13 protein-coding genes and 3 tRNA genes are annotated in these 18863 nt (G+C 61.4%); 6 read left to right on the forward strand and 10 right to left on the reverse strand.

The annotated features are described in order from the left end of the window. Positions 1-27: 27 nt before the first annotated feature. From rlmM to ACK3CV_RS20115, 4 genes are all read right to left on the reverse strand, one after another. Positions 28-1131: a 23S rRNA (cytidine(2498)-2'-O)-methyltransferase RlmM gene (rlmM, locus tag ACK3CV_RS20100; protein ID WP_033635748.1), complete on the reverse strand. Its 1104-nt coding sequence runs from the start codon at positions 1129-1131 to the stop codon at positions 28-30. Then, positions 1124-1519, reverse strand: coding sequence for a DUF423 domain-containing protein (locus ACK3CV_RS20105; protein ID WP_004931896.1), 396 nt, complete (start codon positions 1517-1519; stop codon positions 1124-1126). Before ACK3CV_RS20105 ends, rlmM begins: the two co-directional genes overlap by 8 nt. Before the next feature lie 51 nt (positions 1520-1570). Then, positions 1571-2488 (reverse strand): transcriptional regulator GcvA, encoded by a 918-nt coding sequence (locus ACK3CV_RS20110; RefSeq protein WP_025304049.1) that lies wholly within the window; start codon positions 2486-2488, stop codon positions 1571-1573. A gap of 385 nt (positions 2489-2873) precedes the next feature. After that, complete coding sequence (locus ACK3CV_RS20115; protein WP_025304050.1) at positions 2874-3098, reverse strand: YgdI/YgdR family lipoprotein; 225 nt, start codon at positions 3096-3098, stop codon at positions 2874-2876. 196 nt (positions 3099-3294) lie between these two features. Here ACK3CV_RS20115 and csdA point away from each other — a divergent pair, with 196 nt between their 5' ends. Together csdA and csdE are read left to right on the forward strand one after the other, a co-directional pair. After that, on the forward strand, positions 3295-4500 hold the full coding sequence (gene csdA / locus ACK3CV_RS20120; RefSeq protein WP_164040297.1) for a cysteine desulfurase CsdA: 1206 nt from the start codon (positions 3295-3297) through the stop codon (positions 4498-4500). Positions 4501-4519: 19 nt separating this feature from the next. Further along, positions 4520-4954, forward strand: a complete 435-nt coding sequence (gene csdE / locus ACK3CV_RS20125) for a cysteine desulfurase sulfur acceptor subunit CsdE (RefSeq protein WP_164040299.1) — start codon at positions 4520-4522, stop codon at positions 4952-4954. On the opposite strand, the gene tcdA is transcribed toward csdE, so the two are convergent. Both tcdA and mltA read right to left on the reverse strand, forming a co-directional pair. Continuing rightward, positions 4945-5751: a tRNA cyclic N6-threonylcarbamoyladenosine(37) synthase TcdA gene (gene tcdA, locus ACK3CV_RS20130; RefSeq protein WP_004931886.1), complete on the reverse strand. Its 807-nt coding sequence runs from the start codon at positions 5749-5751 to the stop codon at positions 4945-4947. The genes csdE and tcdA overlap by 10 nt on opposite strands. Positions 5752-5835: 84 nt before the next feature. Then, positions 5836-6972, reverse strand: a complete 1137-nt coding sequence (gene mltA / locus ACK3CV_RS20135) for a murein transglycosylase A (protein ID WP_086580378.1) — start codon at positions 6970-6972, stop codon at positions 5836-5838. 216 nt (positions 6973-7188) lie between these two features. On the opposite strand from mltA, the gene ACK3CV_RS20140 reads away from it, so the two are divergent. The 3 genes from ACK3CV_RS20140 (at position 7189) to ACK3CV_RS20150 (ending at position 7542) form a co-directional block, all read left to right on the forward strand. Next, positions 7189-7265, forward strand: a tRNA-Met gene (locus ACK3CV_RS20140). A 57-nt stretch (positions 7266-7322) separates the two neighbouring features. After that, a tRNA-Met gene (locus tag ACK3CV_RS20145) sits at positions 7323-7399 on the forward strand. Positions 7400-7465: 66 nt separating this feature from the next. Beyond that, a tRNA-Met gene (locus ACK3CV_RS20150) sits at positions 7466-7542 on the forward strand. A gap of 90 nt (positions 7543-7632) precedes the next feature. Here the strand turns inward: ACK3CV_RS20150 and amiC are convergent. After that, positions 7633-8886, reverse strand: a complete 1254-nt coding sequence (gene amiC, locus ACK3CV_RS20155) for an N-acetylmuramoyl-L-alanine amidase AmiC (protein WP_033635752.1) — start codon at positions 8884-8886, stop codon at positions 7633-7635. A gap of 221 nt (positions 8887-9107) precedes the next feature. Between amiC and argA the strand changes: the two genes are divergently transcribed. After that, the gene (gene argA, locus ACK3CV_RS20160; RefSeq protein ID WP_049232224.1) at positions 9108-10451 is read left to right on the forward strand and encodes an amino-acid N-acetyltransferase; all 1344 of its coding nucleotides are present in this window, start codon (positions 9108-9110) and stop codon (positions 10449-10451) included. Positions 10452-10489: 38 nt separating this feature from the next. Here the strand turns inward: argA and recD are convergent, their stop codons facing one another. Genes recD through ptrA form a run of 3 tightly spaced genes read right to left on the reverse strand, consistent with a single transcriptional unit; the run spans position 10490 to position 18776 of the window. Next, positions 10490-12340, reverse strand: a complete 1851-nt coding sequence (gene recD / locus ACK3CV_RS20165) for an exodeoxyribonuclease V subunit alpha (protein WP_164039871.1) — start codon at positions 12338-12340, stop codon at positions 10490-10492. Beyond that, positions 12337-15891: an exodeoxyribonuclease V subunit beta gene (recB, locus tag ACK3CV_RS20170; RefSeq protein ID WP_164141275.1), complete on the reverse strand. Its 3555-nt coding sequence runs from the start codon at positions 15889-15891 to the stop codon at positions 12337-12339. Before recB ends, recD begins: the two co-directional genes overlap by 4 nt. Beyond that, the gene (ptrA, locus tag ACK3CV_RS20175; RefSeq protein ID WP_164039867.1) at positions 15888-18776 is read right to left on the reverse strand and encodes a pitrilysin; all 2889 of its coding nucleotides are present in this window, start codon (positions 18774-18776) and stop codon (positions 15888-15890) included. The genes recB and ptrA overlap by 4 nt, the downstream gene beginning before the upstream one ends. Between the last annotated feature and the right edge of the window lie 87 nt (positions 18777-18863).

Here is an 18863-nt window from a genome sequence, read left to right on the forward strand (position 1 = left end):
CAGCGCCCTTCATCAGGCTTAACGCGATTAATCGCGCTCGTCGCGCCGGCCCGGCACCGCCGACCACATGCGGCGCACGTGTACGGTGATCTCTTCGCGGTCGTGATACAGCTGCTTGGCATGCACTTCGACGCTGACGCCGGCAGCGCCCAGCGCTTCGCGGATGCTCATCAGGTTCTGCGACACTTCCTCATAGCGCTTTTTCATCGGCAGCTTGAGGTTAAAAATCGCTTCGCGGCACCAGCCTTTCACCAACCACTGGATCATCAGGCTGGTTACCTTCGCCGGCTTCTCCACCATGTCGCACACCAGCCAGTAGATCTTGCTGCTGTTCGGCTCGAACTTGAAGCCGTCGGCGCGGTGGTGCGTCACCTGGCCGGTTTCCATCAGGCTCGGCGCCATCGGGCCGTTATCCACCGAATGCACCATCATGCTGCGTTTCACCAACTGATAGGTCCAGCCGCCCGGGCAGGCCCCCAGATCGACCGCGTGCATGCCGCTGGCCAGGCGTTCGTCCCACTCGTCGGCGGGGATGAACACGTGGAACGCTTCTTCCAGCTTCAGCGTCGAACGGCTCGGCGCATCGGCCGGGAAGCGCAGACGCGGAATGCCCATGTAGAACGGCGAGTTGTTGTTGCTGTAGGAGTAACCGACGTAGCAGCAGCCCGGCGCGATGAAGAACACGTGCACCACCGGGCGGGTCGGGTTCTCGCGCGCCATCAGCACCTTCTGCTCGCGCATCGCGGCGCGCAGCGGCACCGTCAGCTTGCGGCAGAACTTCATCAGCTCTTTGCTTTCGTTGGTGTCCGGCACTTCCACCCGCAGCTCGCCACCGCGGTCAACCACGCCGATCAGCATGCCGACGATCGGCGATACCCGATCTTCCGGCGGCAGATCGCGCAGCAGCTCGCCCACCACGATCATCTGGCGGGCGAAAATCAGTTCGCGGAACGGAATTTCCCGCGCCAGGCGGTCGGCATCGTCCGGCTGATAGCATTCGAACAGCACGTAACCGCTGTGCTCTTTTACCCGCGCAAAGCCGAAAATCTCCCGCTGGGCGGCTTTGTCGGTGATCTCCGCCGCACACTCTTTTTCAAAGCCAGGGCGGCAGTACAACGCAATCTTATTCATGGCGCTCGGCCTTTTTCCTCAGACGCAAAGCGCCAATCAACATCAATATCCAGCCGATCAGGAAGCACACGCCGCCAACCGGCGTGATGTATACCCAGACCTTCAGGTGCGACAGCGCCAGGCAATAGAGGCTGCCGCTGAACAACACGGTGCCGAACGCCAACAGCGCTCCGCTCCAGTAAAACCACAGGCTCACGCGGCGCTGCATCGCGACCGCCAGCGCCAGGATGGCCAGGGTGTGGAACCCCTGATACTCCAGCCCGGTGCGGATCCAGGCCATTTCGTTGGCGCCGAGCGTGCCGCTTAACACATGCGCGCCGAATGCGCCCAACGCGACAAACACAAAGCCGCTGATAGCGGCGAAAACCAGCATGGAACGGCTGCTCATCGTGATCTATCCCATTAAAAATCACCGGCCGCGGCAAGGCGGCGGCCGGCCTTATTGTTCGTAGCGGAAGCGGAACTTCTCTTGTTCACTGGCGGCACGCGCCAGGATCCACTGCCGGAAGGCGGCTATTTTACCCAGTTCTGCCTGGCTGTCATGACATACCAGATAAAAAGCGTTTTTACTGACCAGCACATCGTTGAACGGGCACACCAGGCGACCGGCTTCAATCTCGGTTTGCGCCATCACGTTGTTCACCAGCGCCACGCCCTGGCCGTGTACCGCCGCCTGCACCACCATCGCGCTATGGCTGAAGATCGGCCCCTGTTGCACGTTGATGTGCTGCAACCCCAGCTGGCGCGTATAGGCCAGCCAGTCGCGGCGTGAAACGTCATGCAGCAGCGTATGATAAGCCAGATCCTCTGCGGTTTTCAGCGGATGATCGCCGGTCAGCAGGCTCGGCGAACACACCGGCAGCAGATATTCCGCATACAGGCGCTCGGCGCGCAGCCCCGGCCAGTTGCCGCGGCCGTAGAAAATCGCCACGTCGACGTCGTCCGCCAGCTTGTCCTCTTCGCGGTCCACCGCCTGGATGCGCACGTCGATCCCCGGATAAGCTGAGTTAAAGCCGGACAGGCGCGGCACCAGCCACTGAATGGCGAAGCTCGGCGGCAAACTGACGGTCAATGCCCCCTTGGCGCTGCGCGCCTGCAGCTTGCGCGTCGCCTCGTTGATCGAAGAGAAGATCTCCTTGATATCGAGGTAGTAACTTTGCCCCTCTTCGGTCAGCAGCAGCGAGCGGTTACGCCGGCGAAACAGCTTCAGCCCGAGGAAGTCCTCCAGCGACTTGATCTGGTGGCTCACCGCGGCCTGGGTCACGAACAGCTCTTCCGCCGCCTTGGTGAAACTCAGGTGGCGAGCGGCCGCATCGAACACGCGCAGCGCATTGAGGGGAGGTAAGCGTTTAGACATTAAATTAGCTACTTTTGTGTAACATTAATCCGAATGATTCGGCGCCGAAAATCGGGCGGCTTTGTGTGGCAAGCCATCGGTAAACGCTAACGGCGTATTGCCATTAGTTTTTTTAATCCGAGCCATTATAATTTGTCCGTTGAGGATGCGCCAGCAAATACCTATAGTGGCGGCACTTCCCGGGCCGGAACGAAAAGGGAGTGGGTGTCGAGGACGCCGATGAACTTTTGGCTTGTGGTTGTGATGTTGTGTTTGCAAATTGTCCGGCGATTCCGGACATGGTAGCTAGGCTACTGTTTTTTCACTTCCTGTACATTTACCCTGTCTGTCCATAGTGATTTTATGCAGCACCGCAAAACTTGCGGTGCTTTTTTTTGCCTGACGGTTATTGGTTGCTTTCAACCATCTCTTTCACATCGGCGCGGTTGATCTGCTGCTCGACGCCATTGGCGTCTTTATAGCTGATCATGCCGGTATCGTTGTCCACTTTTGGCTTGCCGTCAGCGACAATGGTGCGTCCGTCATTGGTATGCATCACGTAGTTGCTGGAACAGGCGGCCAGGGTGAACGTAAGCATCAGGGCAGAGAGAACTGCGGCTGTTTTCTTCATTGAGGACTCCTTTTTAGTTTTAAATGCTGATAAATACCTTTTATGTGTATAGATGCGATTAATAAGCGCACATTTAATAGCATAACAAACTTTCCCAATTTTGCCAGGCGATAAGTCCTAATAGGCAGGATCGCTTGTCTCCGGCGGCAAAATAGGACAGGATCCCCCATCGACTCAAGCCAGTGACAATCAGGGTATGACGCCTTTTAACCCCAGCCTTTTTCGCCAACAGTTTCCCGCGCTCGCGCAGGACGGCATCTATCTGGACAGCGCCGCCACCGCGTTAAAACCGCAGGCGGTGATCGACGCCACGCAGCAATTTTATCGCGATGACGCCGCCACCGTGCACCGCAGCCAGCATCGGGCGGCGCAGGATCTGACCGCCCGCTTCGAGCAGGCGCGCGGCCAGGTGGCGCAGCTGATCAATGCGCCGTCGGCCGACGACATCGTCTGGACGCGCGGCACCACCGAAGCGATCAACCTGGTGGCGCAGAGCTACCTGCGTCCGCGTCTGCAGCCGGGCGATGAAATTCTGGTGAGCGAAGCGGAACACCACGCCAATCTGATCCCCTGGCTGATGGTGGCGGAACAAACCGGCGCGCGGGTGGTGAAACTGCCGATCGGCGCCGATCGGTTGCCGGATTTGACACAGCTGCCCACCCTGCTCAACGACAAAACCCGCCTGTTGGCGCTGGGGCAAATGTCCAACGTCACCGGCGGCTGCCCGGATCTGGCGCCGGCGATCGCGCTGGCACATGCCGCCAGCGCACGCGTGATGATCGACGGCGCACAGGGCGTGGTTCACGGCCCGGCCGACGTACAGCTGCTCGACATCGATTTCTACGCCTTTTCCGGCCACAAGCTGTATGGGCCGACCGGCATCGGCGCGCTGTACGGCAAAGCCGAGCTGCTGGCGCAGATGGCACCCTGGCAAGGCGGCGGCAAGATGCTGACCCAGGCATCGTTCGACGGCTTTGCCCCGCAAAAGCCGCCGCATCGCTTCGAAGCCGGCACGCCAAACATCGCCGGCGTGCTGGGGTTGGCCGCGGCGCTCACCTGGCTCAGCGAACAGGACATGGCGGCGGCGGAGCGCTACAGCCGCGAGCTGGCGGACCAGGCGGAACAGCGGCTGGCACAGCTGCCGGGCTTTCGCAGCTTCCGCAGCTCGGGCTCCAGCCTGCTGGCGTTCGACATCGCCGGCGTACACCACAGCGACATCGTCACCCTGCTGGCGGAGCAAGGCATTGCGCTGCGCGCCGGCCAACACTGCGCGCAGCCGCTGATGGCGGCGTTGGGCGTCAGCGGCACGCTGCGCGCGTCGTTCGCCCCCTACAATACGCAACAGGACGTCGATACGCTGGTCAGCGCGTTGACTCACGCCCTCGATCTGCTGGCCGACTGACTTGATTCCCGGAGACGCTATGCTCGCCCCCCATCCTTTTGGCCGAGAGGTCACCGCCGAGGCGTTGATCGCCACCTTCAGCACGCTGAAACAGTGGGAAGATCGCTACCGCCAGCTGATTATGCTCGCGAAACGGCTGCCGCCGCTGCCGGAGGCCTTGCGCAGTGAAGAAATGGCGTTGAGCGGCTGTGAAAACCGCGTCTGGTTGGGGCACCAGTTGCTGGAAGACGGCACGCTGCACTTCTATGGCGACAGCGAAGGCCGCATCGTGCGCGGCCTGCTGGCGGTGCTGCTGACCGAAGTGGAAGGGAAAACGCCGCAGCAGATCGCCGCATTGGATCCGCTGGCGCTGTTCGACCGGTTAGCGCTGCGCACCCAACTGAGCGCCACCCGCGCCGGCGGCCTGGCGGCGTTGGCCGCCGCCGTCAAGGCGATCGCCGCCCGTTACGCCTGACGCGCCGCCTTCGCCACCATCTTTTTCAGCGCGTGCGACACGGCGACGAAGCCGAAAGTAGCGGTGACCATGGTCGCCGCGCCGAACCCCGCGCTGCAATCCATTCTTTTCGGCCCTTCCGCCGTGCTGCGTGAAGCGCACACCGAACCGTCCGGCTGCGGGTAAACCAGCGGCTCGCTGGAGAAGACGCAGTCGATGCCCAGCTTGCCCTTGCCGTTTTTCACCACGTTGAAATCGTGCTTCAGCCGCTCGCGCAGCTTGGCGGCCAGCGGATCCTGGATGGTTTTCGCCAGATCGGCCACTTCGATCTTGGTCGGGTCAATCTGCCCGCCGGCGCCGCCGGTGGTCACCACCGGGATCTTGAAGCGGCGGCAGTATGACAGCAACGCCGCCTTCGGCCGCACGCTGTCGATCGCGTCGATGACGTAGCTGAAGTTATGGTCCAGCAGCTCGGCGACGTTGTCCGGGGTGATGAAATCGTCGATGCAGGTCACCCGGCATTCCGGGTTAATCGCCAAGATACGCTCCGCCATCACCTCGGTTTTCGATTGCCCGACGTGTTGGCGCAACGCGTGGATCTGGCGGTTGGTATTGGTGACGCAAACATCATCCATATCGATCAGGGTGATGGCGCCGATGCCGGTGCGCGCCAGCGCCTCAGCCGCCCAGGAACCCACGCCGCCGATGCCGATCACGCAGACGTGCGCCTGCGCGAACACCGCCAGCGCCTGCTGGCCGTACAACCGCGCCGTGCCGCCGAAACGCTGCAGATAGGCTTCCGAATAAGCTGTGCTCATAACGCTTTAATTACCTTCGTAATGCAAATGATAAGGGCCGGAAAATCCGGCCCTTGCGGGTCACTCTTTTCACGCCGTATGCGTTTAGCGGGTGGCCAGCAACGAACCGCTGCCGTTTGACTGATTGGCGCTGAACAGCTGACCGCCGCCGTTGTTCTTCAGCACCCAGACGCGGCCATAGTGGTTGTAGTACCCCGCCGAGTGGCCGGCTTCCGGCCCGATGCCCTGATACATGTCAAAATGCTGGCCCTTGATGGCGCCGCCCACGTCGAGCGCGACCATCAGGCGCATCTCGTATTTTCCCGTGAATTTACCCTTGTTGTCCAGCAGCGGCACTTCGGCCAGCAGCGTGGTGCCCGCCGGGATCAGCGAACGGTCGGAAGCCACCGAGGCTTTGGCGATCAGCGGCACCGCGCTGGCACCTCTCACCGGCGCAAAAGCTTCCGGGCGGAAGAACACGAACGATGGGTTTTGCTCCAGCAGCTCACGTACCTCTGCGGCGCTGTGGGTATCCGCCCACTGACGGATCGCCTGCATCGACATGTCCGCCTTGGCCACTTCACCGCGATCGATCAGCACCTTGCCGATGCTGCGATAGGCGTGGCCGTTCTTGCCGCCGTAGCCGAAGAACACCAGCGGCTGGCCGTTGCCGTAGTCGACATAGCCGCTGCCCTGGACTTCCATCATGAAGTTGTCCATCAGCGAGTTGGTGTAAGCGATGATATAGCGATCGTCGAGCGCGCCGGAGTAGATGCCCGCGCGATCCGGCAAGCGGCCCCTGCCCTTCGGCGGCATGCGGTACAGCGGATAGCGGAACTCGCCCTGTTGGGTATAGCGCGCCTGCACCACCGGCGTGTAGTAGCCGGTAAACTGCACGTTGCCGTAATTGTCGACGCCTTCCATCTGGTAAGCGCTGAGGCCGTACTGGCTCAGCATGCGCGTGTCGGCGCCGGACGCCATCCAATTTTGTACCGCCTGATAGGTGCCGTTGTTGCGGTTAAACAGCGAAGGCGACGCGTACTTGATCTCCATCAGCTGATCCGAATAATCCTTGGCGTTGACCGGCGAACCTTTGGCGTTGGGCTGATTGACCAGCTCCAGCGACTGATCCAGACGGCCGTCTTTATATTGCTGACCCCGATCGGTCGGCTTGGACGAACAGCCTGCCAACACCGCCACCATCAACCCGCCCAGCAGGTATTTGCCCCAACGTCCTTTCATCGCGCACACTCTCAAACTGATATGATCTACCGGCTGAACGATAACAAACGCTCATTGATAAAGGAATCGCTGCAAATAAAAAAAGCCGCACGGAGGATGGTGATGAAAAAGAAGGCAAATTGCGGGCAAATTCAGCAGAAAAACGGGTTTAGGCCAATAAAATGCAAAAAGGGTTTGCAACAAAACGCATGGAGAGTATAGTGCGCATCCATCGGACGCGGGGTGGAGCAGCCTGGTAGCTCGTCGGGCTCATAACCCGAAGGTCGTCGGTTCAAATCCGGCCCCCGCAACCAACCGATGCCGCATTAGCGGTATTTGCGTTTGGCTTCGATAACAAAGTATTATACGGACGCGGGGTGGAGCAGCCTGGTAGCTCGTCGGGCTCATAACCCGAAGGTCGTCGGTTCAAATCCGGCCCCCGCAACCAACCGAATGCCGTACCAGCGGCATACCATGAAACGGTGGTTTCGTAGTAATACAGCATCAAGACGGACGCGGGGTGGAGCAGCCTGGTAGCTCGTCGGGCTCATAACCCGAAGGTCGTCGGTTCAAATCCGGCCTCCGCAACCAACTCTTGATGACAACAGACAAGCACCCTGACGGGTGTTTTTTTGTATCTGCAATCCGCAAAAATAGCCGGACTCGCGCCCGGCTCTGCTTCTATCGGCTCGCCAGCGCGCCGCCGTTGGCGAAATAAGCCTTGATGCCCGCCAGAATCGACTCCGCCACCTGCTGCTGGAAATGGCTGGTGCGCAGCTTGCGCTCCTCTTCGATATTGCTGATAAACGCCGTCTCCACCAGGATCGACGGGATATCCGGCGCCTTCAACACCGCAAAACCGGCCTGATCGACGCGATTCTTGTGCAACCGGTTGATTTTCCCCATCCGATTCAACACTTCCTTGCCGAACTTCAGGCTGTCGTTGATGGTCGCGGTCTGGATCAGATCGAACATGGTGTGGTCGAGATAACGGTCGCCGCTCTTGCTGACGCCGCCGATTTGGTCCGAGGCGTTCTGCGTCTGCGCCAGGAACTTGGCCGCCGAGCTGGTGGCGCCCTTGGTGGACAGCGCGAACACCGATGAACCGCGCGCCGCGCGGCTGGTGAAGGCGTCGGCGTGAATCGAAACGAACAGATCCGCGCGCTGCTTGCGCGCCTTGGCGACGCGCACCTTGAGCGGGATAAACACGTCTTCGTTGCGCGTCATGAATACTTTCATGTTCGGCTCGCGCTTGATCATGGCGCTCAGCTTGCGGGCAATCTGCAACACAATGTCTTTCTCGCGCGTCTTGTACTTGCCGATAGCGCCGGGATCTTCGCCGCCGTGGCCGGGATCCAGCATGATGACGATCGGCCGATCGCGCCCCGCCTTGCCGGCCTGCGGCGCTTCCGGCGGCAGCGTGCGCTCCAGATCGCCCTTGTTGTAATCTTCCAGTAACGCCAGCAGCGGATCATACTCCTCACCGCCGCTGCTGCCCTTGGTCGGATAGAGATCCATCACCAGGCGATTGCGATACTCCGGCACCGGCGCCAGCGTGAAAATATGCGGGCTGACGCTCTGCTTGAGCTCCAGCACCAGCCGCACGGTATTCTGATCGAACTGGCCGACGCGCGCCTGCTTGAGATACGGATCGTCGGCGCGCACCTGCCCGGCGATGCCTTTCAGCACGCTGTTGAGGTGGACGCCCTCGATATCCACCACCACGCGATCGGGATTGGTCAGGGCGAACTGCTTGTATTTCAGCTCGACGTTGGATTCCAGCGTGACGCGGGTATAGGTGGAGGATGGCCAGACGCGCACGGCTATCACGTGCGATGACGCGGCGAAGCCCGTGCGACTCACACTCAGCAACCAGCTGGCGGCAACGCCCTGTAATAAACGACGGCGGCCCAGATTGTGATTAGAGTTTGGCATGCGGCTCCGGCAGTAATAGCTGTTTACAACAGATGAAAAAAACATCAATAAAATGGGGATGCCGAAAACTTTAACCAATCATTCCAGCCCTGTCATCAGAAAATCTTTTTATGGTTTTTCAATTTATTAACGATTTAGCGCCCTTAGCGCACTCTTCATGATGATTTCTCGCTTGCCATCGGCACTATAAAAGAATAAAAATACAAAAATACCGTATAAATATGCAAAAGAGGTTTGTCGTGAAGGAACGTAGTACAGAGCTGGTGCAAGGATTCCGTCACTCAGTCCCCTATATCAACGCCCACCGCGGCAAAACGTTTGTCATCATGCTCGGCGGGGAAGCCATCGAACACGAGAATTTCTCCAACATCGTCAACGATATCGGGCTGCTGCATAGTCTGGGCATTCGCCTGGTGGTGGTTTACGGCGCGCGGCCGCAGATCGACGCCAACCTGGCGCAGCATAACTTTGAGCCGATCTACCACAAGCACACGCGCGTAACCGACGCCCATACGCTGGAGTTGGTCAAGCAGGCCGCCGGTTTGTTGCAGCTCGACATCACCGCCCGGCTGTCGATGAGCCTCAACAATACGCCGCTGCAGGGCGCGCATATCAACGTGGTCAGCGGCAACTTCATCATCGCGCAACCGCTGGGCATCGATGACGGTATCGACTACTGCCACAGCGGCCGCATTCGCCGCATCGATGAAGACGCGATCCACCGCCAGCTCGACAGCAACGCCATCGTGCTGATCGGCCCGGTCGCGGTTTCCGTTACCGGCGAGAGCTTCAACCTGACCTCGGAAGAAGTGGCCACCCAGCTGGCAATCAAGCTGAAAGCGGAAAAAATGATCGGCTTCTGCTCCTCGCAGGGCGTGACCGACGCGGAGGGTAACATCCTTTCCGAGCTGTTCCCCAACGACGCGCAAAAGCGCCTTGAAGAGCTCGAGGAAGGCGGCGATTACCATTCCGGCACCGTGCGCTTCCTGCGTGGCGCGGTGAAAGGCTGCCGCAGCGGCGTGCGCCGTAGCCACCTGATCAGCTATCAAGAGGACGGTGCGCTGGTGCAGGAACTGTTCTCGCGCGACGGCATCGGCACCCAAATCGTGATGGAGAGTGCCGAACAGGTGCGTCGGGCGACGATCAACGACATCGGCGGCATCCTGGAGCTGATTCGGCCACTCGAGCAGCAGGGTATTCTGGTGCGCCGTTCGCGTGAACAGCTGGAGATGGAAATCGACAAGTTCACCATTATCGAACGCGACAACCTGACCATCGCCTGCGCGGCGCTGTACCCGTTCTTGGAGGAAAAAATCGGTGAGATGGCCTGTGTCGCGGTGCATCCCGATTACCGCAGCTCATCGCGCGGCGAGATGCTGCTGCAGCGGGTGGAAAATCAGGCTCGGCAGATGGGGCTGAAGAAGCTGTTCGTGCTGACCACCCGCAGCATCCACTGGTTCCAGGAGCGTGGCTTTACCCCGGCGGAGGTCGACGTGCTGCCGATGCAGAAACAGGCGTTGTACAACTACCAGCGCCGCTCCAAAATTCTGCTGGCGGATCTGTAATCCCTGAGGGGCGCGGCCGTTGCCGCGCCCCTCAGCGCTTATTCCGCCGCCTGCAGCCGTTCAGCCAATCCGCTGCGGCGCTGGGTCGGCGTGCGAATGGCCCGCAGCAGCACCGCCTCCGCAGCGTACAGCGAAAGCAGCTTACGCGCGCGAGTGATCGCGGTATAGACCAGCTCACGCGTCAGCACCGGCAGGAAGTGATTAGGCAACACCAGCACCGTATGGTCAAACTCCGATCCCTGAGATTTGTGCACCGTCATCGCATAAGCGGTTTCATGCGCCGGCAAACGGCTTGGCTGTACCGACTTGATGCTGCCGTCGGGCAGTTGGAAATGCACGCGCAGATCGCCGTGCTCATCCGGCAGCGTAATGCCGATATCCCCATTGAACAGCCCCAGCGCGCTGTCGTTGCGGCCGATCATCACCGGCCGCCCCCGGTACCAGCGGCCAAGCACGCCCGGCTTGCGGTCAATTAAACCGGCGCGCTGCAGCCCGAGCTCAATGCGCTCGTTCAGGCCGGCGACGCCGAACGGCCCTTCACGCAGCGCGCACAGCACCTGGAAACGGCCAAAGGCCGCCAGCACCGCCGCCGCGCCCGCGCCTTCTGCGGTCAGCCGCAAATAGTCGCGGTAGCCCGCCACGCAGGCATCCAACAGCGCCTGATACTCTTCGCTCGTCGCCAGCGCATAGCCCGCAACATCACCGAAACTGCCGTTTAATGCCGCCAGCGCGCGATCCCCCGCTCCGGCGTTAACCGCCAACGCCAGCTGACCGATGCCGGAACGGGCGTCGAAGCGATAGCTCTTGCGCAGCAGGCACAGGCTGTCGCGCACCGCCGCTTCCGCGTCGGCCTGCTGCCCTGCGAGCGAACAACCGGTCAGGCGGCTCAGCTCAGCGGCGCGCGCATCGCTGTATCCCTGCTCGGCAAAGCGGCAAATATCGCCCAGCACCGCGCCGGCCTCCACCGAAGCCAGCTGATCGCGGTCGCCGAGGAAAATCACCCGCGCCCGATCGGGCAGCGCGGCAATCAGGCGCGCCATCATCGGCAGATCGACCATCGAGGCCTCATCCACCACCAGCACATCCAAATGCAGCCGGTTGCCACGGTGATAACGCATGCGCTGACTGTTCGGTTGCGCCCCCAACAGACGGTGCAACGTCGCCGCCTCCGTCGGGAACAGCGCCTGCTGCGCCGGGGTCAAAGCCAGCTGGCGGCTGGCGCTGCCAAGCGACTCCGTCAGACGCGCCGCCGCCTTGCCGGTCGGCGCCGCCAGCTGAATGCGCAAGCGCGCGCTTTCATCCAGCTGCACCAGCGCCGCCAACAGTTTGGCGACGGTGGTGGTTTTACCGGTGCCCGGCCCGCCGGAAATGACCGCAATGCGCCGCGTGGCGGCCACCGCGGCGGCAATTTTCTGCCAGTCGGGCTCGTCGCTCGCCGCGCCGAACAAGCGGTCGAGAATGGTGCGCAGCTCAGCCTCCGGCACCGCCAGCGACTCGCCTTCACCGCCGATAAACGCCGCCACTTCGCCTTCGTTTTGCCACATGCGCTGCAGATACAGGCGCGGCCCGCGCAGCACCAGCGGCGTAGCGCCGCTGCCGTCCCCAACCGCCGCGCTGGCCGCCAAACGCTGCTGCCAACGCGCGCTATCCGGTCGCCCGGCCGCCTCCCACACCGCCAGCGCCAACGCCGGCTGGCGCCCTTCAAACAGCGTGTCCGCCTGCAGCTGTTCCAGCATCAGGCAGACGTGACCGGCCCCCGCCTCTGCGCTCAGGCAGGCGGCGGCCAGCAAAATATCGGGCTCGTCTTCGCTCGCCACCACGCGGGCGAACTGCACGTCAAGCGGGCGCAGCACGCCAAGCGCCACCGCCTGCTCCAGCAGTGCGATCATGATCCTTCCTCCGTCGCCGCAGCTTCGCCGCTGAACAAGCGATCCATCCCCTCCACCAGCTCAAGCTCGGGGAGACAGGTGAAAATGCCGTTGCCCGGGTGCGCCGCATCCACGCCGCGCAGGAACAGATAAATCACCCCGCCAAAATGGCGCCGGTAATCGTAATCCGGCAACCGATGACGCAGATAACGATGCAGCGCCAGCGTATACAGCTGGTATTGCAGATCGTAACGATGCTCCGCCATCGCCTGCTCCATCGCCGGCCAGGTATAGGCGCTACTGTCTTCCCCCAGCCAGTTGGACTTGTAGTCCAGCAGGTAGTATTTGCCTTGCCAGCAGAACACCAGGTCGATAAAACCTTTCAGCATGCCCTGCACCTGATAGAAATCCAACGCCGGGCAGCGGGCGGAAAGCGGATCGTAACGCTTCACCAGGGCATCGAGCTCCTTCGCCTGCAACAACCGGTTAATCGGCAAATAGAACTGCAGCTCGGCCTGCTTGTGCTGCGGCGTCAGCGCCGACAACGTCACGCCGCTGGCGGCGAGCGGCGTGTTGAGCAACACCTGCATCCACGCCAGCAAAATCGGCTGCCAGTGCTCGGCAAATCCTTGCTGTTGCAGCTGTGCCAACAGCCACTGTTCGTCCAGCGGCTGGGTGAAATCCAGCGTTTCAAACAGGCTGTGCAGGAAGGTGCCGGGCGTTGCGCCGCGCGGGAAGGTATGAGGTGTGAGCGCTGGCTCACTCTCCTCACCCCGCTCGCCCGCGGCGTCGACATCCAGACGCGGCAGCAGATCCTGCATCAGGCTCGAACCGTGCTGTTGCAAACCGGTATAGCTGGTCACCCGCCAAAAATCCTGGATCCGCCGGGTAAAACTTTTCGCCGCCAACGCAGCGGCCAGCGATGCCTGGGGCTGCCAGGGCGCCTCGTCCGGCGGTTCCACCAGCGACAGCGCGATGCCGCCGCCCGCCAATTGCTGCAGGCGCTCCTGCAGATACGCGGCGTCGCCGGCCTGCCCGCCCTGCACCAGATAGCCTAATGCGCTGCGGTGCAGATCGGTATCGCCCTGTTTCTTGCGCGTGCCCTGGAACAGCGGCGCGATGCCGATGCTGCAGTGGTACACCGAGCGGGTCAGCGCCACATACAGCAGGCGCAGGTCTTCCGCCAACCGCTCCTCCTCCGCCCAGGCCTGGCTCTCTTCATTGGCATCGAGATCCAGCAATGCCTGGAAGCTGTGGCGATCGTGATACAGCGCCTGCTGCTGCTGCTGGCGGAAATTGCCGACGAACGGCAGCCACACCAGATCGAACTCCAGCCCCTTGGATTTATGAATCGTGATCACCTGCACCAGATGCCGGTCGCTCTCCAGCCGCAGTTGCTGATTATCGGACTGGCGATTAGGCTGGGCGATCTGCTGTGCCAGCCAGCGCACCAGCGCATGTTCGCTGTCGAGTTGCGCCGCCGCCTCTTGCAACAACTCCCCCAGATGCAGCACGTCGGTCAAACGACGCTCGCCACCGGCGCTGGCCAGCAGGTTCTCCGCCAGCTGGCGCGCTTTCATCACCTCGCTCAGCATCGGCAACACGCCGCGGCGCAGCCAGAGCGTGCGGTAATTGTCGAATTCGTTAACCAGCTCGTCCCAGGCACGCTCATCGCGGCTCAGGCCGTCCAGCGTCGGCGCGTCCAGCCCCATCAGCCCGGTGGCCATGGCGCTGCGCAGCGTGCGCTCCTGCTCCGGCGCCAACACCGCCTGCAGCAACCACAGCAGGTCTTTGGCCTCCGGGGTGTCGAACACGCTGTCGCGGTTGGACAGGTAGACCGACGGAATGGACAGCGCGCTCAGCGCATCGCGCACCAACGCCGCCTCATTGCGGCTGCGCACCAGCACCGTGATATCGGAAGCTTGTACCGGCCTTGGCTCCTTGCCGCCCTGCAGCCACGCCTGGCCCTGCTGCCCGGCGCTGAGCCAGTCGCGAATTTGCGTGGCGCACAGGCGCGCCATCAGCTGTTGGTAATCACTTACACCGGCGCCTTCCCCCTGCTGCAGCCAGAACTGCATCGCCGGTTGCGGCTTGCCGTGCAGGTCAAACGCCAGCCCTTGGTTCTTTTCCGCCGCGCTGACCTCGATAAAGGGGATTTGGCCGAACAGGAAAGGTTTTTCTACCTGAGAAAACAGGTGATTAACGCTGGCGACCATCGACGGCGACGAGCGCCAGTTGGTCTCCAGCGTATAGTGGGCGCTCACCTCTGAGCGCGCCCGCATGTAGGTAAAGATATCGGCACCGCGGAAGGCGTAAATCGCCTGCTTGGGATCGCCTATCAACAGCAGGCCGCAATCGGGCCGGCCGACGTAAAGCTTTTGGAAAATGCGATATTGCTGCGGATCGGTATCCTGAAATTCATCGATCATCGCCACCGGGTAACGCTGGCGGATCGCCTGCGCCAGCTGTTCGCCGCCGCCGCTTTGCAAGGCGCCGTCCAGCCGGCTGAGCAGGTCGTCAAACCCCAGCTCGGCGCGCTGGCGCTTTTCTTGTTGAATGGAAGTGCGGATCTCGCTGAGCGCGCGCGCCATGATCAGGTCGCGCAGCGTCAAGGGCTCATCGAACAGTTCGTCGATCGCCGTGAACAGCGCATGCCGCGGCGGCTCGCCTTTCTTGGTCTTCTCCAGCAGCACCGACTGGCGAAATTTATCCAGTTCCTTCGGCAACTGGTAGTCCTGAGTCTCCTGCCCGCTCCATTCGCCGACCTTGTTCAGCCAGTTCGGCAGGTGCTTGCTGCTGTAGCTGCGCTTATCGACGCCGGACTGGGCGATCAACGCCTCCAGATCGCCCGCCGCCGCACGCCATTGCGCCTTGATGGCATCGATGCGCGCGACGATCTGCTCGTGGCGCATCAGGACGGTTTCTTCCTCTTTCGGCGGCCGGCGCAGCGCCGGCGCCTCACCGTGCAGATAGCCGGAAAGGTCGGCCAGCAACGCTTCCGGGCCGCTCCACTCCTGGCTGACCGCACGCGCCACGCCCAGCGGCAACGGATAGCAGTGGCGACGCCAGAAATCGGCACAGGCCTGCCGCCGCAGCGGCAACTCGTCCTGCACCAGCGTTTGTTCAAACAGCATGCCGGATTCGAAGGCGTTGTGCGTCAGCATTCGTTGGCAAAAGCCGTGAATGGTGTAGATCGCCGCTTCATCCATCTGCCGCTCCGCCGCCAGCAGCTGCGAGGCGGCGTCGGTCAAGTCGTCAATTTCAGCCATCAGCGCCAAAAACAGCGGGTTGGCGCTGACGCCCCGCACGCAGGCGATGCGCAGCCCGTGGATATTGTCGCGGATACGCCCGCGCAGCTCCTCGGTGGCGGCCTCGGTAAAGGTCACCACCAGGATTTCTTCAACCGTCAGCGGCCGGGGAAACGCCGCTTCACCGCCCAACCCCAACAGCAAACGCAGATACAGCGCGCCGATGGTAAAGGTTTTGCCGGTGCCCGCCGACGCCTCAATCAGGCGTTCGCCGAACAGCGGCAGCGTCAGCGGCTCCAGCCTCTGCGGGGCAGTTTCCGTCATGGCGTCGCCACTTTGCGCGGCAGGATCTGCTGCAATGCAGACGCGTTCGGATAGGTGACCCAGCCCTTAGGCGCCGCGTAATCCGCCTTGTCTTGCCCGCTGCCGCTCACCTGCGACAGCACAGCCAGCCCCTGTGGCTGGATCACCGCCTGGTGGAAATAATCCGCCAGTTTGGCCGGCGTCAGCTGTTGCACCTGCGCGATCAGCTTCTGACGAGTATCGAAGGCGAAATTGCCGCGATCGAAATCGTTGGCGAACCGGCTGGCCTCTTCGCTCAGGGTTTGCGGCCGCTGCTTCAGCTCATTGATGAGCGCCTGTTTGTACTGCTCAAAGTCCGCTTCGCTCATGTCGCGCAAGCGTTTCTCGGTTTTCGGGTAGAAATCCTGATAGCGCTGGTACAGGTAGGCCGGCTGTTTGCTGTTGCTCTGCAACAGGAAGCCCACGCCCCATTGGCGCCCCACCGACATTGGGAAGGCGAAGACCGCATATCCCAATTGCTCCTGAGTGCGCAGTTGGCTATAGAACCACGGCTGAATAATCTGCCCCAGCAATGAGCTGTAGGCCATGCCGGCCACTTCGTCGTAACCAGTCGGCACATAGACCGCCGCCAGCGCCGAATCGGTGCTGCTGCCCACCTGTTGCAGATTGGCCAGATGATTTTTGTCCACCACCACGTCTTCGCCGTGCCACCATTCGATGCCGGTACAGCCCAGGCGATGTTTCAGCGTCGACGCCAGCGTGTCGACCTGCTGCTTGCTCATGTTGCCCACCACTAGCAGCTCCGGCGTGGCCTCGGCCAGCAGGCTGTCGCGATAGGCCAGCACGTCTTTCAGCGTCAGCGTCTTCAGCACTTCGCGGCGTTCGCTGCGTTCGGAATACGGCACGCGGGAAACCATCTGCACCGGCTGAATGGCCAATTCAAACGCCTTGCCCTTCTCGGCGGCGTCCAACTGCTCCAGATACCAGGACTTGGCCTGCGCCAGCTGATCTTCCGTCGGCGTGAAGCTGGAATAGCCTTCGATCAGCGCCGTCAGCAACTGCGGCAGGCGCTGGGTAAAGCCGTTGGCGTTAAACATCAGGCCGTTGTTCGGCGAGGTCGAGAAGCTCAACCCGCCAACCGATGCCTGATAGCTCAGCTGATCCAGCGCGAGGCCGGCCAGATAATCCGTCAGCGAGAACAGCACCTGGTTGCGCGCGGAATCCATGGTCTTGGCGTTGCGGAAAGCGACGGTGACGTCGGCCTTCGGCTCATCGGCGAAGTAACGGCTCGGCATGTACAGCACGCGCAGGCCGGGGTTATCCACCACCATTTCCGGCTTTTTGAACTCGTGCGACGGCTTGGTCAGGGTAAAGTCATCCGGGATGTACGGATTGAGCGTCGGTAACGACAGGGAAATCCCACTCCCCAACTGCTGCCACTGCGTAAAGCGCTGCGGCGTGATTTTGTCGACCTGGTAAGGCGCGTTGACGAAATAGGCCGTCTTGTTGTGCGGCTCATCCGGGCTGACGAACCAGATGCGGGCGTTTTGCGGCGTCATGGCGTCCAGGCGTTCGGCGATCGCCTTCGGATCATAGCGATCGGCCAGGTAAGGCGCGTCCAGCGCATGTTCAACCGGCACGCGCAGCATGGTGTCCACCAGCCATTCGATGTAGTCCATGTCGCGCGTGATCGACGGATAACGGAAATCCAGGTTGAGAACATGCGAGATTTCGTCGAAGTAACTTTGCTTGATGCCTTCGCTGCGCAGCATTTTCAGGTAGTTGAAAATGGCGGCGACGACCTCGTCGCGCTTGGCCAGGCCTTTGTCGGTCAGTGAAACGCTGATGGCGAAGACGCCGCCGTTGCGATCCACCATCGGATCGGCGCCGGCATTGATGGCGTCCGCCAGCCCCTGCTTCTGCAACCAGTCAGACAGGGTGTTCTTGCTGCGGTTGCCGATCAGGTATCTGATGTAGGTATCGGTTTTGCTGCGAAACGCGGCGCTGTTGTTATCGATGCGAAACTCGACCTTCAACTGTTTGCGCGGCTGTGCTGGCACATAGTGAATGATGATGCCCTGCTGTTCCGGCGTCACGGCCGGCACGGTGATCGGCGGCACGGTGGCGTCGTGATTTGGCACGCGGCCAAAGGTTTTCGCCGCAATATCAGCCAGCTGCGGCAGCGGCTGATTGCCGTACAAAACGCCCATCATCAAATTGGCGGAATAGTAGCGCTTATAGAAGCCGGTCAGCTCATCGTGCAGCTTGCTGTCCGGCTTGTCTTTCAGCGTATCGAGATTGCCGCCGGAGAAGCGCGCGCTCGGGTGCGCCGGGTTAAGGGTTTCCGCGCCCACCTGCGCCATACGCATACCGTCGCGCGAACGCGCCATCGTCAACTCGGCGTTAACCGCGTTGCGCTCACGGTCGGCATTGCCCGGATCCAGCAGCGGCTCGGCAATGGCGTCGGCCATGCGATCGACCGCCGGCTCCAGCGCGTCATTTTCCACTTCCAGATAGAAGGCGGTGCGATAAGAAGCCGTGCTGGCGTTGTGGCTGCCGCCATGCTTTTTCAGGAATTCGGACAGGTTTTCCGGCTCTGGATAGCGCTTGGAGCCCATCAGCACCATATGTTCCAGATAGTGCGCCAAACCCAGTTGGCTGTTCGGATCTTCAAGCGAGCCGACCGGCAATGCCAGCGCCGCCAGCGATTTCGGCGCCTGGGCATCGGACACCAGCAACACCGTCATGCCGTTAGTCAATTTGATCGCCTCATACTGACGCGGATCGTGTTCGCTTTTGTTGATCTTCTCCGCCAGCGGTTGCCATCCTTGCGCGGCCCAACTCAACGGCGCCCAACACATAGCCAATAATACCAGCCCGGTGATACGGGCCAACTGTCTGCGCATATCCAAAATAAACCCCTATTCTGACGTCGCTGCGCCCACTCCCTGACGGTGGCGACGTTCATCAAAACCACATAACCAAATCTGTAC

It is taken from the genome of Serratia sp. TSO36, from assembly GCF_057808395.1.